The sequence below is a fragment of the Pseudomonas sp. P5_A12 genome (genome assembly GCF_056400685.1).
In genome coordinates this window covers 26,231-53,077 of record NZ_JBFUKU010000006.1, presented here as the reverse complement: position 1 = coordinate 53,077, position 26,847 = coordinate 26,231, and the positions used below count along the sequence as shown (strand labels likewise).

The 26,847-nt window shown below is 59.9% G+C and carries 26 protein-coding genes; 5 read left to right on the top strand and 21 right to left on the bottom strand.

Features of this window, described 5'->3' with window-relative positions:
- Nucleotides 1–50: 50 nt before the first annotated feature.
- On the top strand, nucleotides 51–695 hold the full coding sequence (locus tag AC1DSG_RS01985) for a TetR/AcrR family transcriptional regulator (RefSeq protein WP_477789346.1): 645 nt from the start codon (nucleotides 51–53) through the stop codon (nucleotides 693–695).
- Between the two features lie 146 nt (nucleotides 696–841).
- On the opposite strand, the gene AC1DSG_RS01980 is transcribed toward AC1DSG_RS01985, so the two are convergent.
- Nucleotides 842–1,624: a class I SAM-dependent methyltransferase gene (locus AC1DSG_RS01980; protein WP_007948324.1), complete on the bottom strand. Its 783-nt coding sequence runs from the start codon at nucleotides 1,622–1,624 to the stop codon at nucleotides 842–844.
- Nucleotides 1,625–1,717: 93 nt separating this feature from the next.
- On the opposite strand from AC1DSG_RS01980, the gene AC1DSG_RS01975 reads away from it, so the two are divergent.
- Nucleotides 1,718–2,338, top strand: coding sequence for an energy transducer TonB (locus AC1DSG_RS01975; RefSeq protein ID WP_477789345.1), 621 nt, complete (start codon nucleotides 1,718–1,720; stop codon nucleotides 2,336–2,338).
- Nucleotides 2,339–2,341: 3 nt separating this feature from the next.
- On the opposite strand, the gene AC1DSG_RS01970 is transcribed toward AC1DSG_RS01975, so the two are convergent.
- The 6 genes from AC1DSG_RS01970 to ppc all read right to left on the bottom strand — a co-directional run bounded on the left by AC1DSG_RS01970 (nucleotide 2,342) and on the right by ppc (nucleotide 8,950).
- Entirely contained in the window at nucleotides 2,342–3,163 is an 822-nt protein-coding gene (locus tag AC1DSG_RS01970; RefSeq protein ID WP_477789344.1) for an isocitrate lyase/PEP mutase family protein, read from the bottom strand.
- 33 nt (nucleotides 3,164–3,196) lie between these two features.
- Nucleotides 3,197–4,057, bottom strand: a complete 861-nt coding sequence (locus AC1DSG_RS01965) for a DUF72 domain-containing protein (RefSeq protein WP_477789343.1) — start codon at nucleotides 4,055–4,057, stop codon at nucleotides 3,197–3,199.
- Entirely contained in the window at nucleotides 4,057–4,362 is a 306-nt protein-coding gene (locus tag AC1DSG_RS01960; RefSeq protein ID WP_477789342.1) for a hypothetical protein, read from the bottom strand. The genes AC1DSG_RS01965 and AC1DSG_RS01960 overlap by 1 nt, the downstream gene beginning before the upstream one ends.
- A 260-nt stretch (nucleotides 4,363–4,622) precedes the next feature.
- A complete protein-coding gene (gene tsaB, locus AC1DSG_RS01955) occupies nucleotides 4,623–5,297 on the bottom strand; it encodes a tRNA (adenosine(37)-N6)-threonylcarbamoyltransferase complex dimerization subunit type 1 TsaB (RefSeq protein WP_477789341.1) in 675 nt (224 codons plus the stop codon).
- Nucleotides 5,298–5,384: 87 nt separating this feature from the next.
- Nucleotides 5,385–6,032, bottom strand: coding sequence for an adenylate kinase (adk, locus tag AC1DSG_RS01950; protein ID WP_007948316.1), 648 nt, complete (start codon nucleotides 6,030–6,032; stop codon nucleotides 5,385–5,387).
- A 287-nt stretch (nucleotides 6,033–6,319) separates the two neighbouring features.
- On the bottom strand, nucleotides 6,320–8,950 hold the full coding sequence (ppc, locus tag AC1DSG_RS01945) for a phosphoenolpyruvate carboxylase (RefSeq protein WP_477789340.1): 2,631 nt from the start codon (nucleotides 8,948–8,950) through the stop codon (nucleotides 6,320–6,322).
- Nucleotides 8,951–9,163: 213 nt separating this feature from the next.
- Here ppc and AC1DSG_RS01940 point away from each other — a divergent pair, with 213 nt between their 5' ends.
- From AC1DSG_RS01940 to lptF, 3 genes are all read left to right on the top strand, one after another.
- Entirely contained in the window at nucleotides 9,164–9,508 is a 345-nt protein-coding gene (locus tag AC1DSG_RS01940) for a pilin assembly protein (RefSeq protein ID WP_477789339.1), read from the top strand.
- Between the two features lie 275 nt (nucleotides 9,509–9,783).
- Nucleotides 9,784–10,197 carry a DUF4398 domain-containing protein gene (locus AC1DSG_RS01935; protein ID WP_477789338.1) on the top strand — a complete coding sequence of 138 codons (414 nt, stop codon included), beginning with the start codon at nucleotides 9,784–9,786 and terminating at the stop codon, nucleotides 10,195–10,197.
- A gap of 56 nt (nucleotides 10,198–10,253) precedes the next feature.
- Complete coding sequence (gene lptF / locus AC1DSG_RS01930) at nucleotides 10,254–11,042, top strand: lipotoxin F family OmpA-related lipoprotein LptF (protein ID WP_477789337.1); 789 nt, start codon at nucleotides 10,254–10,256, stop codon at nucleotides 11,040–11,042.
- 146 nt (nucleotides 11,043–11,188) lie between these two features.
- Here the strand turns inward: lptF and AC1DSG_RS01925 are convergent, their stop codons facing one another.
- The 14 genes from AC1DSG_RS01925 to AC1DSG_RS01860 form a co-directional block, all read right to left on the bottom strand.
- Nucleotides 11,189–11,518, bottom strand: coding sequence for a hypothetical protein (locus tag AC1DSG_RS01925; protein ID WP_477789336.1), 330 nt, complete (start codon nucleotides 11,516–11,518; stop codon nucleotides 11,189–11,191).
- Nucleotides 11,515–12,429, bottom strand: a complete 915-nt coding sequence (locus tag AC1DSG_RS01920; protein ID WP_477789335.1) for an alpha/beta hydrolase — start codon at nucleotides 12,427–12,429, stop codon at nucleotides 11,515–11,517. The genes AC1DSG_RS01925 and AC1DSG_RS01920 overlap by 4 nt, the downstream gene beginning before the upstream one ends.
- A 148-nt stretch (nucleotides 12,430–12,577) precedes the next feature.
- Nucleotides 12,578–13,855, bottom strand: a complete 1,278-nt coding sequence (locus tag AC1DSG_RS01915; protein WP_223511974.1) for a flavohemoglobin expression-modulating QEGLA motif protein — start codon at nucleotides 13,853–13,855, stop codon at nucleotides 12,578–12,580.
- Nucleotides 13,856–13,891: 36 nt separating this feature from the next.
- Nucleotides 13,892–14,446, bottom strand: a complete 555-nt coding sequence (locus tag AC1DSG_RS01910; RefSeq protein ID WP_477789334.1) for a hypothetical protein — start codon at nucleotides 14,444–14,446, stop codon at nucleotides 13,892–13,894.
- A gap of 148 nt (nucleotides 14,447–14,594) precedes the next feature.
- Nucleotides 14,595–15,311, bottom strand: coding sequence for a TetR/AcrR family transcriptional regulator (locus tag AC1DSG_RS01905; protein WP_477789333.1), 717 nt, complete (start codon nucleotides 15,309–15,311; stop codon nucleotides 14,595–14,597).
- Nucleotides 15,312–15,409: 98 nt separating this feature from the next.
- Nucleotides 15,410–16,912, bottom strand: coding sequence for a lysine--tRNA ligase (gene lysS, locus AC1DSG_RS01900; RefSeq protein WP_477789332.1), 1,503 nt, complete (start codon nucleotides 16,910–16,912; stop codon nucleotides 15,410–15,412).
- Between the two features lie 114 nt (nucleotides 16,913–17,026).
- Nucleotides 17,027–18,122 (bottom strand): peptide chain release factor 2 gene (prfB, locus tag AC1DSG_RS01895; protein ID WP_192417889.1). Its coding sequence is split into 2 segments (ribosomal slippage): nucleotides 17,027–18,049 and nucleotides 18,051–18,122, totalling 1,095 coding nucleotides; the frame shifts between segments, so codons are not numbered across the junction.
- Between the two features lie 279 nt (nucleotides 18,123–18,401).
- Nucleotides 18,402–19,403 (bottom strand): diguanylate cyclase domain-containing protein, encoded by a 1,002-nt coding sequence (locus AC1DSG_RS01890; protein ID WP_477789331.1) that lies wholly within the window; start codon nucleotides 19,401–19,403, stop codon nucleotides 18,402–18,404.
- Between the two features lie 49 nt (nucleotides 19,404–19,452).
- Entirely contained in the window at nucleotides 19,453–20,463 is a 1,011-nt protein-coding gene (gene cheB, locus AC1DSG_RS01885) for a chemotaxis-specific protein-glutamate methyltransferase CheB (protein WP_477789330.1), read from the bottom strand.
- Nucleotides 20,460–22,742 (bottom strand): response regulator, encoded by a 2,283-nt coding sequence (locus tag AC1DSG_RS01880; RefSeq protein WP_477789329.1) that lies wholly within the window; start codon nucleotides 22,740–22,742, stop codon nucleotides 20,460–20,462. The genes cheB and AC1DSG_RS01880 overlap by 4 nt, the downstream gene beginning before the upstream one ends.
- The gene (locus AC1DSG_RS01875) at nucleotides 22,739–23,422 is read right to left on the bottom strand and encodes a chemotaxis protein CheW (protein ID WP_477789328.1); all 684 of its coding nucleotides are present in this window, start codon (nucleotides 23,420–23,422) and stop codon (nucleotides 22,739–22,741) included. Before AC1DSG_RS01875 ends, AC1DSG_RS01880 begins: the two co-directional genes overlap by 4 nt.
- Complete coding sequence (locus tag AC1DSG_RS01870) at nucleotides 23,419–24,681, bottom strand: CheR family methyltransferase (RefSeq protein ID WP_477789327.1); 1,263 nt, start codon at nucleotides 24,679–24,681, stop codon at nucleotides 23,419–23,421. Before AC1DSG_RS01870 ends, AC1DSG_RS01875 begins: the two co-directional genes overlap by 4 nt.
- Nucleotides 24,678–25,214: a chemotaxis protein CheW gene (locus tag AC1DSG_RS01865; protein ID WP_477789326.1), complete on the bottom strand. Its 537-nt coding sequence runs from the start codon at nucleotides 25,212–25,214 to the stop codon at nucleotides 24,678–24,680. Before AC1DSG_RS01865 ends, AC1DSG_RS01870 begins: the two co-directional genes overlap by 4 nt.
- The gene (locus AC1DSG_RS01860) at nucleotides 25,214–26,836 is read right to left on the bottom strand and encodes a methyl-accepting chemotaxis protein (RefSeq protein ID WP_477789325.1); all 1,623 of its coding nucleotides are present in this window, start codon (nucleotides 26,834–26,836) and stop codon (nucleotides 25,214–25,216) included. The genes AC1DSG_RS01865 and AC1DSG_RS01860 overlap by 1 nt, the downstream gene beginning before the upstream one ends.
- Between the last annotated feature and the right edge of the window lie 11 nt (nucleotides 26,837–26,847).

Here is a 26,847-nt window from a genome sequence, read left to right as displayed (position 1 = left end):
ACCAGTATGGTATTAATAGCAAACTCACCAGTCCAGTATTAAAGCGAAGAATGTCGAACAATCATTCAGCACCCAATGGTCCGGGCCGCCCCAAGGATCTGGCCAAGCGCCAGGCCATCCTCGATGCGGCGAAAATTCTGTTTTTGAGCAATGGTTACGCCAACACCAGCATGGACGCGGTGGCGGCTGAGGCTGGCGTGTCGAAACTGACCGTCTACAGCCACTTCAACGACAAGGAGACCCTGTTCTCCGCCGCCGTTGTCGCCAAATGCGAGGAGCAACTGCCACCGCTGTTTTTCGAACTGCCCGACGGCGTTGCGGTAGAAACGGTGCTGCTGAACATCGCGCATGGCTTTCATCAACTGATTAACAGCGATGAATCAGTGAACCTGCACCGTCTGATGATCACCCTGGGCAGCCAGGACCCGAAACTCTCGCTGATCTTCTTCGAGGCCGGGCCGCAACGCATGCTGCATGGCATGGAGCGGTTGCTGGCCAAGGTGGATCAAAGCGGTGTGCTGAGCATCGATAAACCGCGCAATGCGGCCGAACATTTCTTTTGCCTGCTCAAGGGCGCGGGGAATTTTCGTTTGCTGTATGGCTGCGGCGAGCCAGTGACCGGGGATGCGGCCGAGGAGCATGTGCGGGAAGTGGTGGGGTTGTTTATGCGGGCTTATCGGCCAGAGACAGCCTGACAGGATCGTTCCCACGTCGAGGCGTCGAACCGTCCGCGTGGGAATGCCTCAACGGACGCTCCGCGTTCGGCTTTGAAGGGACGCGGAGCGTCCCGGGCTGCATTCCCACGCAGAGCGTGGGAACGATCAGCACGATCAGCGTCGAGTCAGGGCTTGAGTGCTTTCTTGGGGTAAATGTCATAGCGGCTGGATTTGCCATCCAGCGCATGACTCGGCTTGGGCCCGGCAATACACGGCGCCTTACGCGGGCGCTTGACCACCACCCTGTGGCTGGCCAACGCCAACGCGGCTTCCAGCAACGCCGGTGCATCCGGATCATCGCCCACCAACGGCCGGAACAGGCGCATTTCCTTTTTCACCAACGCGGTTTTCTCACGATGAGGAAACATCGGGTCGAGATAGATCACCTGCGGCGGCTCGCCTTCCCAATTGCGCATCACCTCGATTGAGTTGCCCTTGAGTAATTTCATCCGCGCCACGATCGGCGCCACGTCAAAATCTTCCGCGCCGCGCGCCAGGCCATCCTCAAGCAAGGCGCCGATCAGCGGCTGACGCTCGATCAGGCTCATCTCGCAGCCCAGGCTCGCCAGCACGAACGCATCCTTGCCCAGCCCCGCCGTGGCATCCAGAACACGCGGACGCACGCCCTGCGCGATGCCAACGGCCTTGGCGATCATCTGCCCCGTGCCGCCACCGAACAACCGACGATGCGCCGCCCCGCCTTCGACGAAGTCCACTCGCACCGGCCCCGGCGCATCCGCCCCGAGCTGTTGTAGCTGCAAACCCTGCTCGCCGACCTGCAAGGCAAACTCACCGTCATCCACCTGCAACGGCAAGCCCAGGCGCTCGGCCCATTGCTCGGCTTGTGGCTGAAAGGTCGTGCCCAGGGCCTCGACATGGATGCGGCAAACCGCCGGTTGATCAATCATCGGAAAACACGCTCAAAAAATTAATGATCGGCAAAAACGGCCGATAACAAAACTGATAGGCATTTTGCCAGAGCTGAGCGTCGACCGAGAAAAATGTCAGACTTTCAAACCACAATCACAGGTTTTATCTCGCCCTACGGCGATTACAACCTGCGAAACACCCAGGCGCTGGGCGGTGTCAGTCACCTGTGGCAAGATTTTTTTGCCCGGGCGCTGGCCGATCAGCCGGGTGATGGGGTACCAGAGTCGCTCAAGTTTCCACCAGTTGATCTCGAGAGCCCGGTCGAACCGACGGTTGGCAGCGAGCTGCTGGCGCACATCGTCTCCCAGCGCGAATGCAACGTGACCGAAACCGTGGTTCGCCCGCCCGAGCCGCTGTTTTTGCCGATTGCCGAGTTCGAATTGGACCTGGCCGACAAACCGGCCCCACCGTTCCCGGCGGAAGAAATCGTCGCTCAGCAAAAACAACAGGACTTCGAAAGCGGCTGGGTCCGCCCTTTCGTGCTCACTGCCGGCCAACTGCTGCCAGAAGCCGGTCCGGCGCCGCAACCGCGTGCGCTGCACCTGCCGATCGCCGAATTCGAAATGGACCTGTTGGACAAACCCTTCCCGCCGTTCTCCCCCGAAGAGCTGGTGGAACAACAGAAACAACTCGACTTCGATAACGGCTGGGCGCGCCCGATCGTTCTGCAAAACCTGCGTTTCGCCGCGTAACCCTCAGCCTTTGAACAATTGGTTAGTCTTCGCGTACGGCATGGACCGCGAGGTAAACCCGAAGGTGCCCGAAGTCTTGATCTCTTCGGCCGCGCGGTAAAACTCGCCATACGCCGCCAGGGCCAGTGCCGAACCGACGCTGATGCGTTTGACGCCCATTTCGCTCAATTGCTCGACCGTGAGCTTGAGCCCGCCAGACATCAACACATTGACCGGTTTGGGCGTCACCGCACGGACCACCGCCAACACCTCTTCAGCATTGCGCAGCCCCGGCGCGTAAAGCACATCGGCACCGGCCTCGGCAAATGCCTGCAAGCGGCGAATGGTGTCGGCGAGATCGGGATTGCCGTGCAGATAGTTCTCGGCCCGTGCGGTCAGCATGAAGGGGAACGGCAAGCTGCGCGCCACCGCCACCGCCGCTTCAATGCGTGCCACGGCATGTTCGAAGCAGTAGATCGGCGTCGCCTCACGGCCCGTGGCATCTTCGATCGAGCCGCCGACAGCACCAGCCTCCGCCGCGCGCAAAATGCTCTGGGCGCACTCGGCAGGGTCGTCGGCAAAACCGTTTTCCAGATCCACCGCCACCGGCAGATTCGTCGCCGCGACAATCGCCCGAACATTCGCCAATGTTTCGTCCAGGGTCATCGCGCCGTCGGGGCGTGCGTTGGAAAAGGCATAACCGGCGCTGGTGGTCGCCAGCGCCTCGAACCCCAGGCTGGCGAGCATCTTCGCCGAGCCAGCGTCCCACGGGTTGGGAATAACAAATGCGCCAGCGCGTTCGTGCAGTGCTTTGAACGCCTGGGCTCGAAGGGTTTGCGCATCCATTGGCAGGCTCCTGAAAAAGGGAACACATCCGCTTCAGAGCAGGCCAAGTTGCTCCGCTGCGGGTTCTCTGTATAGCTCAGGCAGCGGCGGCAGGCCAGGCAAACGCAGCATCAGTTGTGCATGAAAACGTTGCGCCAGTTTGGCGGCCAGCAAGTTGTCGGCGGTGTGCAGGAAGATGTAGGGCGTGCGGCCCTCTTCGATCCACGCGGCGATTTTCTCGACCCACGGCAGCAGAAACGGATCGTTGGCTTCCAGTTGGGGATGGCCGATAAAACGCACTTGCGGGAACTGAGTGAACGCTGCCGGGCGCGGCGGCACTTTGGGTTTTTTCGATTGGGCATGGAGCACCGACGGATCGGTCGACGTGCAACTGAACAGTGCGCGCGGATCGAGGCAGATGCGCTCGACACCGCGATCCAGCAGCAGACGATTGAGCATTCGCTCGGCATCACCCTTGGCGAAGAACGCATCGTGGCGCACCTCGACGGCCAGCGGTCGCTCCAGCGCATCAATGAAAGCAGCCAGTTCGGGCAATCGATGCGGCGTGAAGCTTTTCGACAATTGCAGCCACAACGGCGAAACCCGCTCACCCAAGGGGCTGAGCAATTGCACAAAGGTATCGGCGGCAGTCAGGTGCTCGCGCAGGTCACCGCCGTGGCTGATGTCTCCGGGGAACTTGGCGGTGAAACGAAAGTGTTCGGGCATGGCCTTGGCCCAACGCTGCACCGTGGCGGCAGCCGGGCTCGCGTAGAAGGTCGTATTGCCTTCTACGGCGTTGAATACTTGGGTATAGAGATTTAAAAATTCGGCGGGTTTCGCGTCGGGCGGATAGAGATAATCGCGCCAGGCGTTTTCACTCCAGGACGGGCAACCGAGGTAGTAAGGCAGGCGCATCAGATGTACAGGTCAAGGCCCAGCACATCCGTATCCCAATCGACAAAACTGGCCGTGCTCAGGTAGCTGGCGAGTGCCGTTGCGACGCTTTTGCTCATGGCGCGCTGGTAGATCATGTCCTGCTGACGGGCCGGGAGGTTGCTCAGGCGCTGGGCAGAGGCTTTGGCAGCACGGGCAGCCATTTGCTCTTCGGAAGGAATTTCCAGCTCACCGTCGATATCGACGTAGTCATCTTCCACCACAGGGCCTTTGCGAGGCTTGCGCTTGATGGGATAGGACTGAGAGGAAACGCCGTCTATACGCATGAGTACATGTCCGGTATCAATGATGGCAGTCTAGTGGCGCACGACCCACTTCGCAAACCGCTCAGTGATAACTAGAACACAGAAATGGGAAAAGGATTAAAAGCCGAGGGTATAAATCGACGATTGGCTGCGCTGGGTAGATCGCCTTCGCGGGCAAGCCACGCTCCCACAGTTTTTGAGCCAGCCGCAGATCTTGTGAACCACATAAATCCTATGGGAGCGTGGCTTGCCCGCGATAGGACCAACTCGGTAGTGAGAAATCAACGAGCCTTAGGCGTCGCCACTTTATCGCGCAAGTAAACCGGCTGAGCCTCATCCGCGACAATCGCCTCACCGCGTTCCCAGGCAAATCGCGCCAGTGTCAGCAGGTCTTCGGCATGCGGCAACATGCCCGCGTCGTGCCCGGTCAGGTTCACGGCAATGCGCTCGGCATACCCCCAACCCGTGCCCGCACCGAACCACTCGCCGCTGGCGTCCGCCGGCAATGCCGCCACTTCCGGGGGCAACACGGCTTCTTTGCCAACCAGGCGCATCTCCCCCGCCGTCTCGCGATAGCAACCCCAATACACTTCATCCATCCGCGCATCGATGGCGGCGGCCACTTGGCTCACGCCGTGTTCGCGATACGCGCGTTGCGCCAGTACCGCCAGGTTCGACACCGGTAACACCGGACGATCCAGCGCAAACGCCAAGCCTTGCACCACACCGATGGCGATTCGCACACCGGTAAACGCGCCCGGCCCACGGCCGAAAGCAATGGCATCGACCGCTTGCAGGGTGGTCCCGGCATCGGCGAGCAATTGCTGAATCATCGGCAACAGCTTCTGCGCATGCAGGCGCGGGATCACCTCGTAATGGCTCGTGACTTTGCCTTCATGCAGCAAGGCAACGGAGCAAGCTTCAGTCGCGGTGTCCAGGGCCAGCAAGGTGCTCATCGATGTTTCCGTAAGAGAGGTCAGAAAAAGTGCGCCAGTATAAACAACTACGGCCCGCAAGCGGGCCGTAGAAGATGAAGCGTTTGTTTAGCTCAGCGCTTCAAGCACCTTGCCGGTGATCTCTTCAACCGAGCCAACACCTTCGACGTGGCTGTACTTCGGTTTGCCTTGAGCGGCGGACAGCTCCTGGTAAAACTTCACCAGAGGCTCGGTCTGGGCGTGGTAGACCGACAGGCGATGACGCACGGTTTCTTCGGTGTCATCTTTGCGCTGTACCAGATCATCACCGGTGATGTCGTCTTTACCGGCAATTTTCGGCGGGTTGTAGACGATGTGGTACACGCGACCGCTGGCCTCGTGAACACGACGGCCAGCGATACGCTGGACGATGTCTTCGTCTTTAACGTCGATTTCCAACACGTGGTCCAGCTCAACGCCGGCCTTGACCAAGGCTTCAGCCTGAGGAATGGTGCGCGGGAAACCGTCGAACAGGAAACCGTTGGCGCAATCCGCCTGGCTGATGCGTTCCTTGACCAGGTTGATGATCAGGTCATCGGATACCAGGCCACCGCTGTCCATGACGCTCTTGGCGATCAGGCCCAGCTCGGTGCCGGCCTTGACGGCTGCACGCAACATGTCGCCGGTGGAGATTTGCGGAATGCCGAATTTCTCGGTGATGAACTGTGCCTGAGTACCTTTACCGGCCCCGGGAGCTCCCAGCAGAATGACGCGCATCGATGTGCTCCTCAATTTTTATATGGATAACGTCAGATTCGCCTCGTGGGGCCAATCTCAAAATAGGGTCGTGGCCGCCCAAACGGCCAAAGGCTGATCAAGATACACAGCAGCTACTGCCCACACAAGCCGCCGAAAGTCGGAGAAACTGTCGCCTGAGGTGACCTGTCGATGCAGTGCCCCAAGTCGCAACCCCATCATTAACTGTCGCCTGACCGACCTTTTCAACCCCCTGCCCACAGGCACTCGCCGCCTGCGCCGAGTGCCTCGCCCCACGGAAAAAAACCTTAGCCGGTATTTCGCAAACCCGCGGCAATCCCCGCCACAGACACCAGCAGCGCCTGTTCTACAGGGCTGTCTTGCGCCACGTCCTGTTGTCGCGAACGGGCCAGCAACTCCGCCTGCAATAGATGAAGCGGGTCGAGGTAGGTGTTGCGCAAGCGGATGAATTCGAGGGTGTCTGGGCTATGTGCCAGTAGCTGCGACTGCCCGGTCAACCCCAGGACCACGGCGCACGCCTGCGACAATAGGTCGCGTAAATGCACACCTAAAGGAAGCAAATCCGCCTCGACCAGGCGCTCATCGTAGGATCGGGCGATGTCGGCGTCCGCTTTGGCCAGGACCATTTCCAGCATGTCGATGCGGGTGCGGAAGAACGGCCACTGCTCGCGCATCTGTCCCAACAACTCGCCTTCACCGCGTTCCAGCGCCTTGCTCAACGCGGCTTCCCAGCCCAACCAGGCCGGCAACATCAGGCGCGTCTGGGTCCAGCCGAAGATCCACGGAATGGCGCGCAGGCTTTCGATCCCGCCGGCGCGACGCTTGGCAGGGCGACTGCCCAGCGGCAAGCGCCCCAGTTCCTGTTCCGGCGTCGACTGGCGGAAATACTCGACAAATTGCGGGTTCTCACGCACCACGGCGCGGTACGCCTCGACACCATCGGCGGCCAGTTCGTCCATCAAATGGCGCCAGGCCGGCTCCGGTGGCGGCGGTGGCAACAGAGTCGCTTCCAGCACGGCGGCCAGGTACAGATTGAGGTTTTGCTCGGCGATGTCCGGCAGGCCGAATTTGAAACGAATCATTTCCCCTTGCTCGGTGGTGCGGAAACGCCCAGCCACCGAACCCGGTGGCTGCGACAAGATGGCCGCGTGCGCCGGACCGCCACCACGCCCCACGGTGCCGCCACGACCGTGGAACAACAGCAGTTCCACTTGCTGCTCGCGGCAGATGTCGACCAAGCGTTCCTGCGCCCGATACTGCGCCCAGGCCGCCGCCGTCGTGCCGGCATCCTTGGCCGAGTCGGAGTAACCGATCATCACTTCCTGCGGGCCTTGCAAGCGCGATCGATAGCCTGGCAGCAGCAACAGTTTTTCGATCACCGGGCCAGCGTTATCAAGGTCCGCCAGGGTTTCGAACAGCGGCACCACGCGCATTGGCCGCAGCACGCCAGCCTCTTTGAGCAGCAGTTGCACGGCGAGCACGTCGGAGGCGGCACCGGCCATGGAGATCACATACGAACCGAGCGATGCGCCGGGCGCGGCAGCGATTTCCCGACAGGTTGCGAGTACTTCGGCGGTGTCCGCCGACGGTTTGAAGTACGCCGGCAGCAGCGGCCGACGGTTGTTCTGTTCGCGCATCAAGAAAGCGATGCGCTCGTCCTCGCTCCAGTCTTCGTAGCGACCGAGGCCCAGATAATCGGTGATTTCGGTCATGGCCGCGGTATGCCGCGACGAATCCTGTCGCACATCGAGGCGCACCAGAAACAGGCCGAAGGTCACTGCTCGACGCAGGCAATCGAGCAATGGGCCGTCGGCGATCACGCCCATGCCACACTCATGCAACGAGTGGTAGCACAGTTCCAGCGGATCCAGCAGGTCGCGGTTGTTTTGCAGCACATTGGCGGGTGCCGGGGTGGAGGTGGTCAAGGACGCGTGCGCCCAGTTACGCGTCGCCCGCAGGCGTTCGCGCAGCTGTTTAAGCACGGCGCGATACGGTTCAGCGCTGTCCCCGGCCTTGGCTTTCAATGCCTCACTGGCTTGTTGCATCGACAACTCTGCCGCCAGTTGATCGACATCACGCACATACAAATCGGCGGCCATCCAGCGCGCCAGCAGCAACACTTCACGGGTGACGCTAGCGGTCACGTTGGGATTGCCATCGCGGTCGCCGCCCATCCACGAGGCGAAACGAATCGGTGCGGCCTCCAGTGGCAAGCGCAGGCCGGTGGCGTCATGCAGGGCTTTATCGGCCTTGCGCAGATAACTGGGGATGGCCTGCCACAGCGAGTGTTCGATCACCGCGAATCCCCACTTGGCTTCGTCCACCGGCGTTGGACGGGTGCGGCGGATTTCTTCGGTGTGCCAGGCTTCGGCGATCAGGCGCTGCAATTTCGCCTGGATCTGCTCGCGTTCGGCCGGGATAAGGTCGCGGTGGTCTTGTGCGGCCAATTGCGCGGCAATCGCGTCGTACTTCTGGATCAGCGTGCGGCGCGCGACTTCGGTCGGGTGCGCGGTCAGCACCAGCTCAATCTCCAGCCGCCCCAATTGCCGGGCCAGGGCATCGGCGCTGTGGCCTTCAGTGCGCAAGCGAGCGAGCAGTTCCGGCAACACGCGTGCCTCGAACGGTGCGGGCTGCGAGGCTTCGCGGCGGTGAATCAGCTGATATTGCTCGGCGATGTTGGCCAGGTTGAGAAACTGGTTGAACGCCCGCGCCACCGGCAGCAACTCGTCTTCGCTCAATTGGTTTAGGCTGGCGCTCAGTTCGGCGTCCATCGAACCGCGACGGTCGGCCTTGGCGCCCTTGCGGATTTGCTCGATCTTGTCGAGAAAACCGTCCCCGTACTGTTCACGAATGGTGTTGCCCAATAGCTCACCCAACAGGTGAACGTCTTCGCGCAAGCGTGCATCAATATCGGTCATCAGCAGTTCTCCAGCAAAAATCCGAGCGGCCATGAACATCATGCTTTAGTCCCAAGAGTGCCGCCGTAAAGCCGTTCTTACAAGCAAACGACGAAGGGACTTCAAACCCACCGCGTAGAAGCTAGTCTGAAGAGAAAGCCCCACAACGGCTTTCACCGGTCACTGCCGGTCACTGACATGGCCTGCTACGAGCAGGAACGCATTGAGGTCACTATGAAAATCCGCGAGCTTGCCCAGCATTGGGAAGAAAACGCCAAGGGTCGCCTGACCCAGACGGGCTACACGATTCATCTGGACGTGGAAGCCGCCGCACGACTGGCGGCCATTACTGAAATGTACCCCAAACGCCAACCCGAAGAGCTTTTGGGCGAACTGATCGGCGCTGCTCTGGAAGAGCTTGAAAAGAGCTTTCCCTATGTGAAGGGCTCGACCGTCGTGGCCACTGACGAAGAAGGTGATCCGCTGTACGAAGACGTCGGTCCCACGCCGCGTTTTCTCGCGTTGTCCCGGCGTTATTTGCACGATTTATCGGCCGGAAACGACAAGCAAAAACACTGATCCCACCGCGCCCACAGGGGTTGTAATACCCTTCAAAAATCGCGTAATCCCGAGCGTTAAAAAGCTCGGGAATACCGCCACGCACCGCCAAAGTTCTCGCCTTAGAGCCTCGCCTGCTTTTTTCAGGGCAGTGTCAATTTCTCTGAACTTTTGAAAAATGCCTCCGGTCGTACCCAGTAACCACGCCTGGTACGGTCGTTTCATTTCGCGCATCAAGTATGTCGGCTACGGCTCCAGACCAGGATGGACATTCAAGTTTTTCAGGAGTTATTCCAATGGAGTTGAAGACCATGAAAACCCGAACTGCCAACACCTCATTCACCCACTTGCGCAGCCTGAAGCTGGCGGCCTTGGCCATCGGCAGCAGTTTCATTCTGGCCGGTTGCGCAGGAAACCCACCGACCGAGCAATACGCCGTCACCCAATCCGCCGTCAACGACGCGGTCAGCGCCGGCGGCACCGAATTTGCGGCCGTGGAGATGAAATCCGCGCAAGACAAATTCAAACAAGCCGAAATCGCCATGCACGACAAAAAATATGACGAGGCCCGGATGCTGGCCGAACAGGCCGAGTGGGACGCTCGCATTGCTGAACGCAAGGCTCAGGCGATGAAAGCCGAACAGACGCTCAAGGATTCTCAGAAAGGTGTTCAGGAACTGCGTCAGGAAAGTCAGCGCTCAGTGCAGTAAGCACGCATCCAGCCCCCAGACCTGAAAACTCTTACCGTTAGAAAGGACGAACGATTATGCGTACTCAATTGATGATCCCTGCTCTCCTCGCCGCAAGTGTTGCCTTGGCTGCCTGCTCCACCCCGCCCAACGCGAACCTGGAACAGGCGCGTACCAACTACAGCGGCCTGCAAGCCAACCCGCAAGCGAGCAAAGTCGCCGCGCTGGAAACCAAAGACGCCAGTGATTACCTGGACAAAGCCGACAAGGCGTACCAGGACAAGGAAGATCAGGCCACTGTCGACCAACTGGCCTACCTGACCAATCAGCGTGTTGAAGTGGCCAAGCAGACCATCGCTCTGCGCACCGCTGAAGCCAATCTGAAAAACGCGTCGGCACAACGTGCCCAGGCGCGTCTGGATGCGCGAGATGCACAGATCCAGCAATTGCAGAACAGCCTGAACGCCAAGCAAACCGATCGCGGCACCTTGGTGACGTTTGGTGATGTGTTGTTTGCCACGGACCGGGCTGACCTGAATTCCAACGGCCTGGTGAACATCAACAAACTGGCGCAGTTCCTTTCGCAAAACCCGGATCGCAAAGTGATCGTCGAGGGTTATACCGACAGCACCGGCACCGAGGGCCACAACCAGTCGTTGTCGCAGCGTCGCGCCGGTTCCGTGCGCACGTCGCTGGTGAAGATGGGCGTTGATCCGGCGCGCATCGTTGCTCAGGGTTATGGCAAGGAATACCCGGTCGCGGAGAATTCCAGCGCGTCGGGCCGGGCGATGAACCGTCGGGTTGAGGTGACCATTTCCAATGATAACCAGCCGGTGATTCCGCGTTCGGCGGTGAGCTCGAACTAAGCAACATTTGCTAAAACACAAAACCCTGTAGGAGCTGAGCTTGCTCGCGATGACGGTTTAACAGTCAACAATGAGGGTGACTGACAGGCCGCCATCGCGAGCAAGCTCAGCTCCTACAGTGGAATTTTGGTGATCTCGAAACCGGGTTACTGCTCCAGCTTCTGCGGCGTTTCCTGCCCCATGCAGCGCACGGCTTTTTTCTTGTTGTTGACCAACACGCCGGTCAGGCCTTTTTGCTCGGTGTCGAACAGCACCAGCACGCCATCGATGCACTGGGCCACTTGTGCCGCCGGCTCCAGGGAGACTTTGTAGTCTTCGCCCGGCACGGTCTTGAGCATGGTGAAGTCGCTGAGCAGCAACGCATCCTCAGGCTTGGCGAAATGCAGGTAGCCGTAGAACCACAAGGCGCCAACGGTGCCGAGGATGCTGCAGATACCGGTGATGATCAGCGGAATGGCGTTACGTTCTTCACTCATTGCGGGCTCTCTGATGGTTCATCTTCTGAATTCGGGGGGGCCGGATAATTGGGGATTTCACCCAAGCGGCGCAGGCCGTTGAAATGCTGCGGGTCGTCGAGATAACGCAGCATGACTTTTTGCCAGACCGGGTCGACGAACGTCTGCACATGACCGCCTCGGGTCAGTTGCAGCACGCGTGGCGGCGGCGCAGCTTGATACAGTCGGATGCCGTTGGAAAGGGGCACGATCGGATCGTCGATGCTGTAGTAGAACAGTATCGGCAGACCTTTGAGCTGCGCTATCGAGTTGATCGCGCTGTCACCGTCCGGCACCAGCCAGGATAACGGCACCTGCAACGGCCAGGTCAGCCATGAGGTGCTCAAGACAAATTGGCCGACACTGCGATAGCTGCCGGGCGCCCCGTCAAGGACCATGGCCTTGAGTTGATTCTGGCGCTCGGGGTGTTGAGCCAGATAGTGCACGGCCATCGAGCCACCAAGGCTTTGGCCGAGCAGGATCAGCGGTTTGCCTTTGACCTCGGGTGCCTGATCGAGCCATTTGAATGCAGCGTCAATGTCCTGATAGATCGCCGGCAGGCTCGGTTTCCCTTCGGAAAAACCGTAGCCGCGATAGTCGATCAGCAGCACTTGATAGCCGTGCTGGGGCAACCAATAGCTCCCACCCAGATGCATCGGCAAATTGCCGCCGTTTCCGTGTAGGTGCAGCACCGTGCCTTTTACTTCGACCCCTTTTTTCGCTGGAAGCCACCAGGCGTTGAGTTTGAGGCCGTCGGCGGTGACGAGGGTAACGTCGCGGTATTCGAGATGAGCTTTTTCCGGGGTGAACAGCTGACCGGGCTCGGGATAGAACAGCAGGGAGCTGCAACCGCTCAAGGTCAGAAGCAGGCACAAAATGCCGAGGAATCTCATCCGTTGAAACCTCGCAGAAATGGGTTGGAATATAGATCAAATGTGGGAGCGGGCTTGCTCGCGAAAGCGGTCTCAGATTCACAATCTCAGTCGTCTGACACAACGCTTTCGCGAGCAAGCCCGCTCCCACATTTCGACCGCGTGATCGTTAGAGGATGTTTGAGTAATCCGCTTCGATCCGGTCCAGGCTCAGGTGATTGAGGAAGTTGGAGAAGCACATCCACGCCGACAGCGCGTTCAGGTCGCGGAACTGATCCGGCAGATACTTGGGCGGCACCACCAACCCTTCATCCACCAACTGGCGCAGCGTGCGCATGTCTTCCAGGGTGGTCTTGCCGCAGAACAGCAGCGGAATCTGCTCAAGCTTGCCTTTACGCACGGCCAACTGAATGTAGTTGTAAACCATGATAAAGCCCTTGAGGTAGGACAAGTCTTTGGTAAATGGCAGACCGTTTGGCACCGATCCGCGGAACACCCGACTGGCGTTGCCGTAGCTTTCCGCCATCTCGAAGCCTTGCTCGCGGAAGAATTCGAAGATCTGCAGGAAGTCCGCGCCCTCTTCCACCATGTGAATGGCGCGGGTGCGGTTGGTCAGCTTGCGCAAGCGACTCGGATAGGAAGCAAACGTGATGATTTCCATCAGGATCGCCAGGCCTTCCTGCGTCACCGTCGACGATGGCGGCCCCTTGGACAGGAAGGTGCAGATCGGCTGGTTCAAGCCGTTGAGCGTGGTGCCGACATGCACCAGCCCTTCGTGTACTTCCAGTGCACGCACGTCGCGATCGTTGAACATCGCATCGGCGCGGATTTTGATGTAGTCGGCGCCGGCTGCAGCATCGGCGACGATCCCGTCGGACTCGAACACCCGAATGGTTTCTTCGGCCTCGCCAAACACCTTGTTCAATCGGGTTTGCAACAGGTGCACGGCTTCCTTGGCCGTGAGGATTTTTGGCTCATCCTTGAGATCGCCACGGCCGTCGATGTTGTTCAAGTAATCGGAAAGCATCAACCCAAGATCAGCCAGGGTCGGGTCGCCGGCGTGAAAAGCGTCGGAGGCTGCGCCGTACAGCTCCTGGGAAATCAGGCCGAAATCCTCGGTGCCGCGCGCTTCAAGCATGCGCACCACCATCCGGTATTCCTTGCACATGCGGCGCATGATCTGACCGACCGGATTGAACTGGCCGAGCTGACGGGTGATGTCGCGTTCGATGTTCTGGAATTCCAGTTTCACTTTGCTGGAGTCGAACGACAGTGGCCGATTGAGGTAGTAATCGCGGTCTATGGCCGGCATTTCCTTGCCCTTGGCCTTGAGGAACCCTTGGCGGATGCTGTCGTCCCACTTGACCGCATCAAGGACGCGAATCGGCGTCTGCGCCAGCACAATGCGATCGGACAAAATGCGAATCGTCTGCTGGTATTCGTCCACCCGTAACTCCTGTAGAAAAACCGTTATGTGCTGGGTTTATTTGCTTTTGGCCAAGCGCTGATAACGCACGGCTTCGACGAAGACATCGGAATTGGCCGGATCGTCAAGGTAGCTGAAGACCTGATCCATCGCGTTGTTGACCAAGACTCCGTCGCCATCGTCGGTCTGGAAGCCTTCGCCGCTCAAGACTTTTTGTCCGCGGGCCTGGTTGATCTGCTCGACATCGAGGTTGTAGACCACCAGTTCTTTTTTGTCCGTGATCTCGAAACCGGCAATGGTGAAATGGCCGCCGAATCTGGCGGGTACCTTCGCCGACAGATACCAGCGGCTGCCATGACGCGAGACAGTGAAAGGATACGCTTCACGTTCGCCGGGGCTGGCCTTGAAATAACTGACGGCCTGATAGCGATTGTCGCCGATGCGCCTCAGCTCCAGGTTCACCGGCTCGCCCCAGGCGTTGGTGCTGGTCCATTTGCCAAGCAAACCTTTGGGCGCGGGCTCGCTGGCGGGCAGAGGCTCCTTGAAGGTCACCAGACAGCCACTGAGCAGCAGGAACGACAAGGCGATCACCACGACGCGCCAGTCTTTCATTCAACACTCCCTATGAACACACTTCACCCCGTGATCGTTCCCACGCTCTGCGTGGGAATGCCGCCACGGACGCTCTGCGTCCGCTTTGGATATGACGCGGAGCGTCACGGGATGCATTCCCACGCGGAGCGTGGGAACGATCAGCTTCCTACACCGACGCGAGTACCAAGTGCAGGTATCGATTGAGGATACCGAGCATTTCCACTTCACCCACAGGCTCGGCGTCGTTGAGCAGGCCCTGATATTCCATCCGTCCGATAATCGCCGTCAACACTTTGGCATCCTCTTGTGGCTCACGCGAACCCAATACCTCGAAAAGCTGGCGCGTACCCTGAAGAAGAATCTGCTGATGCGCGCGCACCAACGCTGCCAGACGCGGGTTCAACAACGCCTCTTGGCGGAACGCCTGTTCCGCCATCAAGTGCTCGCGACGGCTGATCAGTTGGCGGTGAACATAGTCCGTCATCAACCGTGCAATATCGTCCGCCAGTTTCGATCGCGCCTGCGGGCTGCCGTCGCCACTGACCACCATCTCGCGCAGCAGGCCTTCGTTGTTCACCCACAGCTTGGCCATGAACGCCGCACTGCGCTCCACGTATTGAGCGAAGGTATCGGTGAGCAAGTCATCGATGTCCTTGAAATAGTAGGTGGTCGCTGACAGCGGCACTCCAGCTTCAGCGGCCACCGCGCGATGACGCACGGCCCGCACGCCATCGCGCACGACAATGCGCATCGCCGCATCGAGAATAACCTGTCGACGCTGCTCGCTGCCCTGTCGGCTGGCCTTGCGACCCTGGTACTGAACACTTTCAGCGACCGCAGTGGCGATATCCGCTGCACCTTCTTGAGCCATTGCATGATTCACGACAGGTCTTTCCTTTCAGATGAAAGCAACAAATTGATACGTTTGTACCAGACAGGCAATAAAAAGCCGCCTGAAAGGCGGCTTTTTAATTGAAACACTTACGCTTGCGGCCGCATGTGCGGGAACAGGATCACGTCGCGGATCGACGGAGAGTTGGTCAGCAGCATCACCAGACGGTCGATACCGATGCCTTCACCCGCTGTTGGCGGCATGCCGTACTCCAGCGCGCGAACGAAGTCGGCGTCGTAATGCATGGCTTCGTCGTCGCCCGCGTCCTTGTCGGCTACCTGAGCCATGAAGCGCTCGGCCTGGTCTTCCGCGTCGTTCAACTCGGAGTAGGCGTTGGCGATTTCACGGCCGCCGATGAACAGTTCAAAACGGTCGGTGACGTTCGGGTTGTCATCGTTGCGACGGGCCAACGGCGACACTTCGAACGGGTACTCGGTGATGAAGTGCGGCTGCTCCAGCTTGTGCTCGACCAGCTCTTCGAAAATCATCACTTGCAGCTTGCCCAGACCTTCGAAGCCCAGCACCTTGGCGCCGGCTTTCTTGGCGATGGCGCGAGCCTTGTCGACATCTTGCAGATCGGCAGCGGTCAGTTCCGGGTTGTACTTGAGGATCGAGTCGAACACCGACAGACGCACGAACGGTTCACCGAAGTGGAACACTTTGTCGCCGTAAGGCACGTCGGTGCTGCCCAGAACCAACTGCGCCAGTTCACGGAACAGTTCTTCGGTCAGGTCCATGTTGTCTTCGTAGTCGGCGTACGCCTGGTAGAACTCCAACATGGTGAATTCAGGGTTGTGACGAGTCGAAACGCCCTCGTTACGGAAGTTGCGGTTGATCTCGAAAACTTTCTCGAAACCGCCAACAACGAGGCGCTTGAGGTACAACTCAGGCGCGATACGCAGGAACATGCCCATGTCCAGCGCGTTGTGGTGAGTCTCGAACGGTTTGGCCGCTGCGCCACCGGGGATGGTTTGCAGCATCGGCGTTTCGACTTCCAGGAAGTCGCGCTGCATCAGGAAGCTGCGGATGTGCGCAATCACTTGCGAACGCACGCGGAACGTCTGACGCACGTCTTCGTTGACGATCAGGTCAACGTAACGCTGACGGTAGCGCTGCTCGGTGTCGGTCAGGCCATGGTGCTTGTCCGGCAGCGGGCGCAGCGACTTGGTCAGCAGGCGCACGCTGGTCATTTCGACGTACAGATCGCCCTTGCCGGAACGCGCCAGGGTGCCTTCGGCGGCAATGATGTCGCCCATGTCCCAGGTTTTCACCGCGGCCAGGGTGTCTTCGGACAGGGTTTTACGGTTGACATAAACCTGGATGCGACCGGTCATGTCCTGGATCACCATGAACGAGCCACGGTTGAGCATGATGCGACCGGCAACCTTGACCGGGATTGCAGCCTCTGCCAGCTCTTCCTTGGTCTTGTCCGCGTACTGTTTCTGCAAGTCATTGCAGTAGTTGTCGCGGCGGAAGTCGTTCGGGAAGGCATTGCCCTTGGCGCGCTCGGCAGCAAGCTTTTCCTTGCGCAGGGCGATCAGGGAGTTTTCTTCCTGTTGCAGGGCTTGCGGGTCGAGTTCTAGGTCGCTCATGTCTTTAAATATTCCATCACGGGTTCGTTGTCCCCAGGCCTGCGGCCTGGGGATCGCCGGCAAGCCGGCTCCTACAGGGGATCGCGTGGGTCAGGCGATCCGGTATTGCATGTCTTACAGGCCTTGTTTCAGGCTGGCCACCAGGTATTCGTCGATATCGCCGTCGAGTACCTTGTCGCAGTCGCTGCGTTCGATGTTAGTGCGCAAATCCTTGATTCGCGACGCATCGAGTACATACGAGCGGATCTGGTGACCCCAGCCGATATCCGACTTGGTATCTTCCAGGGCCTGGGAAGCGGCGTTGCGTTTCTGCACTTCCTGCTCGTACAAGCGCGCCCGCAACATTTTCATCGCGGTGTCTTTGTTGGCGTGCTGGGAGCGTTCGTTCTGGCAGCTGACCACGGTATTGGACGGTACGTGGGTGATACGTACGGCCGAGTCGGTGGTGTTTACGTGCTGACCACCGGCACCCGAGGAGCGGTAGGTGTCGATGCGCAGGTCCGACGGGTTGATGTCGATTTCGATGTTGTCATCGATTTCCGGCGACACGAACACGGCCGAGAACGAGGTGTGACGACGGTTACCGGAGTCGAACGGGCTCTTGCGCACAAGACGGTGCACGCCGATCTCGGTACGCAACCAGCCAAAGGCGTATTCGCCCTTGATGTGCACGGTAGCGCCCTTGATCCCGGCGACTTCACCGGCGGACAGTTCCATGATGGTCGCGTCGAAACCGCGTTTGTCAGCCCAGCGCAGGTACATGCGCAGCAGGATGTTGGCCCAGTCCTGAGCCTCGGTGCCACCGGAGCCGGCCTGGATGTCCAGGTAGGCGTTGTTGGCATCCATTTCACCGCTGAACATACGACGGAATTCGAGTTTTTCCAGCGACTCGCGCAGGCGCTCGACTTCGGCGGCGACGTCATCGACGGCAGCCTGGTCTTCTTCTTCGGCGGACATCAGCAGCAGGTCTTTGGCGTCGGCGAGGCCGGCGTGCATTTCGTCGAGGGTTTCGACGATCTGCGCCAGCAAGGAGCGCTCGCGGCCCAGTTCCTGAGCGTACGACGGGTTGTTCCAGACAGACGGATCTTCAAGCTCGCGATTGACTTCGGTCAGACGCTCATGCTTTTGATCGTAGTCAAAGATACCCCCGAATAGTTTCGGAGCGCTCGGACAGGTCCTTGATACTGTTAAGGATCGGGTTGATTTCCATGGCGGGCAGCACTCGTTGGCGAACTTTTGAAAGCCGGCGAGTATAACGGCAAACGGCTGGAAACGGCAGTCCGCCCGGCGGCTTTAGGCACGAATGGCTGAAACAATGGAACATCCCTGTAGCAGCGGTCGAGCCCCGCGAGGCCGCGTCCGAGGACGAAGTCCTCGCCATTCCTGAGCATGCGGTTTGTCTGGAGGACCGCGCTGTATGGTTTTACGACGGCTTCGCCGCCGGACGCAGCCTCGCAGGTTCGGCAGCTGCTACAGAACGCGCATTAGCTCACTCGATACCCACCTGATTACGCCCATTGTGCTTCGCCCGGTACAGCCCCTTGTCCGCCGCCAAGATCAATTGCCGGCAATTGCTGCCCGGTTGCGGGATCACGGTGGACAGGCCAATGCTGACAGTCAGGCTTGAGCCTTCTGTCGGTGCAATATGCGCAATCTTCAGCTCCGCCACGGTTTGGCGGAGTTTTTCCGCCACCAGACGTGCACCGCCGGGCGTGGTGTTAGGCAGTACCAACGCAAACTCTTCGCCACCGTAACGGGCCGGCAGGTCGGACGGACGAGCGCCGGCGTCGCGGATTGCTTCAGCCACCTTGCGCAACGCTTCATCGCCCTCCAGATGGCCGAAGTTGTCGTTGAAGGACTTGAAGTAATCGACATCGATCATCAGCAGCGACAGTTGACTGTGGTCACGTTGCGAACGTCGCCATTCCAGCTCCATGTACTCATCGAAATGCCGGCGGTTCGACAGCCCGGTCAGGCCATCGGAGTTCATCAGCCGTTGCAGCACCAGGTTGGTGTCGAGCAGTTGCTGCTGGCTGACCCGCAACGCACGGTACGCCGCATCGCGCTGCAACAGCATCGTGTAGGAGCGCGAGTGATAGCGGATCCGCGCCACCAGCTCGATGTTGTCCGGCAGCTTCACCAGATAGTCATTGGCGCCGGCTGCAAACGCCGCACTCTTGATCAGCGGGTCTTCCTTGGTCGACAGGACAATGATCGGAATGTCCTTGGTCGCCGGATGATTACGGTACTCGCGCACCAGGCTCAGACCGTCCAGGCCAGGCATCACCAAATCCTGAAGGATCACCGTCGGCTTGATACGGATCGCCTGGGCGATGGCCTGGTGTGGGTCGGAGCAGAAGTGGAAGTCGATATTGACTTCGTTCGACAACCCGCGACGCACCGCTTCGCCGATCATCGCCTGATCGTCCACCAACAACACCATGGCGGCATTTTCGTTGGTTTTGAAATCGTCGATCTGTAACTCATTCATGTGCGATCACCTGAAACACTACTTGGGCCAGGATTGCTGCTAATGGTGGTCATTTCGCAAAAATCTCCAGCAATCGTGGCGCTATCTTGTCCAGTGGACGAATTTCCTTGGCTGCGTCGATGGACGCAGCCGCCTTGGGCATTCCATATACCGCACTGCTGCCCTGGTCCTGAGCGATGGTCAGGTAACCTTGTTGGCGCATGAGTTTAAGCCCCTGCGCGCCATCGCGTCCCATGCCCGTCAACAAGACCCCTATGGCATCACCGTTCCAATAATTGGCCACACTCTCGAAAAACACATCGATCGAGGGCCGGTAGATTTCGTTGACCGGTTCGGCGGTGTAGGCCAGCGTACCGTTTTTCAACAACCGGATATGGTGGTTGGTGCCCGCCAGCAACACCGTTCCGGCCTGAGGTGTCTCACCCTCCACGGCCAGGCGCACGTTCAAGCCGCTGGAGCTGCCGAGCCATTGGGCCATGCCGGCGGCGAACACCTGATCCACATGCTGCACCAGCACGATGGCCGCCGAATAATCTCGCGGCAAGCCCTTGAGCAGAGTTTCCAGCGCTGCCGGCCCACCCGCAGATGAACCGATGGCGATCAGGCGTTGGCACGAGGCGGAGCTACGTAGCGAGCTCGGCACCGATCGTTCCCGGTTACCCCGCTCGCCAATCAACCAGCCAATATTCATGATTTTGCGCAACAGCGGCGCGGCCGCTTCCTGGGCATTACCGGCACCCAGTGCCGGGGTATCGACCACATCGAGGGCGCCATGGCCCATGGCCTCGAACACCCGGTGCACATTTTGCTGGCGATCCACGGTGACGATCACAATGGCACAGGGCGTTTCGGCCATGATCCGTCGGGTCGCTTCAACCCCGTCCATCACCGGCATGATCAAATCCATCAGGATCAGATCAGGCAACTGTGCGGCACACTGCTTCACCGCTTCCTCGCCATTGCCGGCGACCCAGATGACCCGGTGCGCCGGTTCAAACGCCAAGGCGCGGCGTAAAGCCTCTACCGCCATCGGCATGTCGTTGACGATGGCGATTTTCATCCCCGTGCTCCTCCGATGAGTTCAACCACTGCATCAAGCAGGGCATCATCATGAAAGCTGGCTTTGGCCAGATAATAGTCAGCCCCGGCGTCCAGTCCACGACGACGGTCCTCTTCACGATCCTTGTACGACACCACCATCACCGGCAGTGATTGCAGGCGGATATCACGGCGCAACAACGACACCAACTCGATGCCATCCATGCGCGGCATATCAATGTCGGTGATCAGCAGATCGAAATCTTCCGAACGCAGGGCGTTCCAGCCATCCATTCCGTCGACTGCCACGGCAACGTCGTAGCCGCGATTGAGCAGCAGCTTGCGTTGCAACTCGCGAACCGTCAGTGAGTCGTCAACCACCAGAATTCGTTTACGCGCCGCTTCGGCCACCTGTTTGCTGTGGCGGGCAATGCGCTCCAGGCGTCCGGTATTGAGCAATTTGTCCACCGACCTCAGCATGTCTTCGACGTCGACGATCAGCACCACCGAGCCGTCGTCGAGCAAGGCTCCGGCGGAGATGTCCTGCACCTTGCCCAGTCGTTCGTCCAGCGGCAATACGACTAACGTGCGCTCGCCGATAAAACGCTCTACCGCCACGCCGTAGATCGCATCGCGCTCACGGATGACCACGACTTTAAGGGTTTGCTGACTGCTCTGGCTGACCGGGCGCTGTAACAGCTGACTGGCCGCCACCAGCCCGACATGTCGACCTTCGTGCCAGAAATGCTGACGCCCTTCGACTTGCACAATGTCTGCTGGCTCCAGGTCGCACATGCGTTCGATGTGGGCCAGCGGAAACGCATAAGCCTCGTCACCGACTTCCACCACCAGGCTACGGACCACCGACAACGTCAGCGGCACTTCAAGGTGGAAACGACTGCCTTCGCCCGCCGTCTGCTCCAGCACCACCGCACCGCGCAATTCGCGGACCATGTGCTGAACCGCATCCAGCCCCACGCCGCGCCCGGACACTTCGGTGACCTTGTCGCGAAGGCTGAAACCCGGCAGGAACAAAAACGTCAGCAGCTCTTCTTCGGTCAGTTGAGCGGCGGTGTGCGCTGGGGACAACTGGCGTTCGACGATGCTGCGGCGAACCTTTTCCAGATCGACGCCTTGGCCGTCGTCGCTCAACTCCAACACCAGCAGACCCGCCTGGTGGGAAGCACGCAGACGAATCAGCCCTTGCTCCGGTTTGCCGGCCAGCAGCCGTTGTTCAGGGGATTCGATGCCATGATCCACGGCGTTGCGCAGTAAATGAGTCAGCGGCGCTTCGAGTTTTTCCAGGACATCACGGTCGACCTGGGTTTTCTCGCCCTCGATTTCCAGCCGAACCTGTTTGCCCAGGTCCCGCCCCAGATCGCGGACCATGCGCACCTGCCCGGTAAGCAAATCGGCAAACGGCCGCATGCGGCAGGCCAGCGCGGTGTCGTACAAAACCTGCGCACGCTGACTGGCCTGCCAGGCGAACTCATCCAGCTCGGCGTTCTTCTCGATCAGCAGTTGCTGGGATTCCGCCAGCAATCGCCGCGCATCTTCAAGCGCTTCCTGGGCTTCCAGACTCAGGGCGTGATCCTTGAGATGCACGTTGAGGTTTTCCAGCGCCCGCAGACCGTTGTTTTGCATGCGCTTGAGGCGTTGCATGGTCGCCAGGTGCGGTTTGAGACGCTGGGTTTCCACCAGGGATTTGCTCGACAGGTCGAGCAGGCTGTTCAAGCGCTCGGCCGTCACGCGCAGCACGCGCTCACCGTTTTCGGTGGCGCGTCTGGCCTTGCCTGGGGGCTCGATCGGCGCAGCGAGAGGCGGCTCAATGACCGGGACTGGCAGCTCGACGCGGGGCTGTTCCAGCTGAAGCTCGGCCATGACGGGCATGCTGATCGGCGCGACGGGGGCCAGTGGATCGAGCAACTGCACCATCAACGCCACATAGGACTCGATTTCCACCGACGTCAGACTGTTGTTGGGCGTGGCGATGCGCATCAGCAGGTCGGTGCCTTGCAACAACGCATCGATGTGCTCGGGCCGCAGGTACAGGCGCCCTTCCTGTGCACTCACCAGGCAGTCTTCCATCACATGCGAAACACTGACCCCTGCGTCGACACCGACGATCCGTGCCGCGCCCTTGAGCGAGTGCGCCGCGCGCATGCAGGATTCGAGTTGATCGGCCTGGGTCGGGTCGCGCTCCAATGCCAACAGGCCTGCGTTCAGGACCTGGGTCTGGGCCTCGGCTTCGAGGCTGAACAGCTCCAGCAACGAAGCATCGCGCATTTGCTCGGGGGTCATGTGAGGCTCCGGGTCACGGCGGACAGCAGCTGCTCTTCATCCAGCCAACGCAGGCTGCGACCTTTGAAGGGCAATACACCTCGGGTGTATTTGCCGCTGGCCTGGGTGCCGGATTGTGAGGCAGCATCGAGAATCCGCTCGTCGATGGCATGAATCCCGTCGACCTCGTCCACCGGCACCACCACCGGCCCACCGTGGGCGGCGATGATCAGCATGCGCGGCATGACCCGCGCGCCCGATGCCACGTTATTGGTCGCGTCGAGCCCTAGCAGCTCCACCAGCGACAGGCACGCGACCAGCGCACCGCGCACATTCGCCACGCCGAGCAAGGCCCGGGAGCGCTGATGCGGCAAGGAGTGAATGGCTTGCAGCGGCGCCACTTCCACGAGGCTGCGAGTGGTCAGTCCCAACCATTCTTCACCGAGCCGGAACATCAGCAGCGAACGGGTTTTTACCTCGGTTTCGACCGTCGCCGAGTGTTGAACTCGGTCATCCTGTTGCAACGCGTAGCGGTCGAGCAAGCGCGTGGCGGCGGCCGAGTACACCGCGCAGTTGCGGCAGTGAATGTGCTCGGTCAGTAGCGGACAGGTCTTGTCGCCGTGGACACCGATGCGGTTCCAGCAATCGTCGATGGCCTGGGCATCTTCGTGGGTGACGCTAAAGCTGTCGGAGGCGTTCATCGTTTACGCTCACTGTCAGCGCGCTCGCTGCGGGCGGCGCGGTCCTGCAATCGTCTGGCACCCGTCGCGTCGCCCTGGGATTGCAGCAAGGCTGCCAGGTGCATCAACGCGTCGGGATGTTGCGGGTCAAGGTACAACGCCTTGCGATAAAAACCTTGGGCTTCGAAGGCGTTTGCACCGACATCGCTGAGCAATCCCAGCCAGTAAAACACCTGCGCGACCGGTTCGTGACTGCGTAAATACTGTTCGCACGCGGCGCGGGCTTCGACACTTTTGCCTTCGTTGGCCAGCACGGCGATGTTCGCCAGCAACGCGGTGGCGTCCGAGGCTTTCGCCGTGTCGGGTGGCGGCGTAACGGTAGCGAGCGGGCGAATACGCACAGGTGGTGGTGGCACACTGCGCGCCGGTTGACTTACCGGCAGCGGTGCCGGCACGAACACCGGAAAGGGTTCCGGCTCCGGGACGCTCTGACGGCTGAACGCAAACGACTGCGCAATGCCAATCGAGCGCATGCCCAAACGCCCCAACAAACTGCCCTCCGCCGGGCCGATAAACAACACGCCTTCGACATGGGTCAGACGCTTGAGCACCTCGAACACCTGTCGCTGGGTCGGCTGATCGAAATAGATCAGCAGGTTGCGACAGAACACAAAATCATACGGCGGCTCGCCTGCCAGCAACCCCGGATCCAGCAGGTTGCCAACTTGCAAACGCACCTGTTCAAGCACGCGATCGCTGAGGCGATAGACTTCATCTTCGGCGCTGAAATACCGCTCACGATAAGCGATGTCCTGACCGCGAAACGAGTTTTTGCCGTACAGCGCACGCCGGGCTTTTTCCACCGACAGCGGGCTGACGTCCATGCCTTCCACCTTGAATTGATGCGGTTTGAGCCCGGCATCGAGCAAGGCCATAGCGATGGAATACGGTTCTTCACCGGTTGAACACGGCAAGCTGAGAATCCGCAGCGCGCGCATGTTGTTGATCTCGGCCAGACGTTTGGTGGCCAGTTTCGCCAGCGTCGCGAACGATTCCGGGTACCGGAAAAACCAGGTTTCGGGCACGATCACCGCTTCGATCAGCGCCTGTTGCTCATCCTGCGAACCTTGCAGCGCGTACCAATACTCGTCGGCGGTCAGCGCATTGGAGGCGAGGCTGCGCTGGCGCACGGCGCGTTCGATGATCGCAGGTCCAACCGACGTCACGTCGAGGCCGATGCTCTCCTTGAGGAAATCGAAAAACCGATGATCGCTGCTCATGACGACTCCTCAAGCAGCGCCGGATCGAGTGGCGGCGACGGGAACAACAGCGCGCGAACGTGCTCATCGAGCAAATCGGCGACCCGCACCCATTGCAGTAGCCCCTGCGCATCTTCGCGCACCGGCCCCAGGTATGGCGCCTGACGATTGTCGAGGCCGTACGGCTGAAACTCCGCCGGGTGGCAGCGCAACGTGTCAGTCGCCTGTTCCAGAATCAGCCCGAGCCATTGCGCTGGGATCGTTTCATCCGGGCGGTAATTGACCAGCACCAGCCGCGTGCTGGTGCGAACCTGGGCCGGTTGGCCGAAGGTCAGCGCACTGAGGTCGATCACCGGCACCACCGCACCACGATAAGCAAATACCCCGGCAACCCAGTGCGGCGCCTGGGCAATCGGCTTCAAAGGCAGACGCGGCAGCACTTCCGCCACCTCGATGGCCTGCAACGCAAAGCGTTCGCTGCCGATGCGAAACACCAGATACAACGATTGTTTGACCGGCACCCCGGCGCCGCGTTTGGCCGCGAGTTCGCTCATCAGACTTTGAATCGCGAAACGCCGCTGCGCAGCCCGACGGCCACCTGGCTCAGCTCGTCAATGGCAAAGCTGGCCTGACGCAAGGACTCGACGGTCTGGCTGCTGGCATCGCCCAATTGCACCAGCGCGTGATTGATCTGTTCGGCACCCGTGGCTTGTGCCTGCATGCCTTCGTTGACCATCAACACCCGCGGCGCCAGCGCCTGGACCTGGTGAATGATCTGCGACAACTGCTCGCCGACCTGCTGCACTTCGGACATGCCACGGCGCACTTCTTCGGAGAATTTGTCCATACCCATGACCCCGGCGGATACCGCCGATTGAATCTCGCGCACCATTTGCTCGATGTCATAAGTGGCCACGGCAGTCTGGTCCGCCAGACGCCGCACTTCAGTGGCAACCACGGCAAATCCGCGCCCGTATTCACCGGCCTTCTCGGCCTCGATGGCGGCGTTCAACGACAGCAGGTTGGTCTGGTCGGCGACTTTGACGATGGTCACTACCACCTGATTGATGTTGCCGGCCTTCTCGTTGAGGATCGCCAGTTTGGCATTGACCAGATCGGCCGCGCCCATCACCGAATGCATGGTTTCTTCCATGCGCGCCAGGCCCTGCTGCCCGGAACCGGCCAGCACCGAGGCCTGATCGGCAGCGGTGGAGACTTCAGTCATGGTGCGTACCAGATCACGGGACGTCGCAGCGATTTCACGGGAAGTCGCGCCGATCTCGGTGGTGGTGGCGGCAGTTTCCGTGGCGGTGGCTTGTTGTTGCTTGGACGTGGCGGCGATCTCGGTGACCGACGTGGTGACCTGCACCGACGAACGCTGGGCCTGAGAGACCAGCGATGTCAGCTCGGTCATCATGTCGTTGAAGCCGGTTTCCACGGCGCCGAATTCGTCCTTGCGCTCCAGGTTCAAGCGACCGCTGAGGTCGCCGGTGCGCATGATTTCGAGAATTCTGACGATACGATTCATCGGCGCCATGATGGCGCGCATCAACAACAATCCGCAAAGCGCGGCCGCCAGTACGGCGATCAGCAAGGAAATGCCCAAGGCTATTTGGGCGGTGACAACGGCGTCGTCGATGGCTGCTACGTCCCGATCCGCCACCGCTTTGTTGTGGCGCAAAATGTCCATGAGTTTCAACCGACCCGCCGCCCAGGTCGGGGTCAGCTCTTCATTGAACATCTTGATCGCTTCGGCGCCCTGGTTGCGTTTGTACAACTCGATCACGGCTGACAGAATCCGGTGGTAATCCGCATGAAGCTTTTCGAACGCGGCGTACTCGACTTTGTCTTCATCAGTGGTGACCGTTTCGCGATAGAGGTCCATTTGCTCTTGCAGTCGTGTGGCGTAGCCCTTGAATTCCGAGACATCCTCAGCGCTGAGGCCCTGCCCTTGCTCCAGGCCGAGCATGCCGAGCATCCGTAGATAACTGTCGGACCAGGCACCGCGCACCATCGAACTGTAATACTGCCCGGGAAGCGCATCTTCGCGAACACTGGCTTGGCTGGACTCGATCTTCAACAGCCGTGAATACGAGACGACGACCATCAACAGCATGATGGCGATGATTACCGCAAAACTCGCCAAAATGCGTTGGCGCAACGTCCAGTTCTTCACAGTCAGTCCTC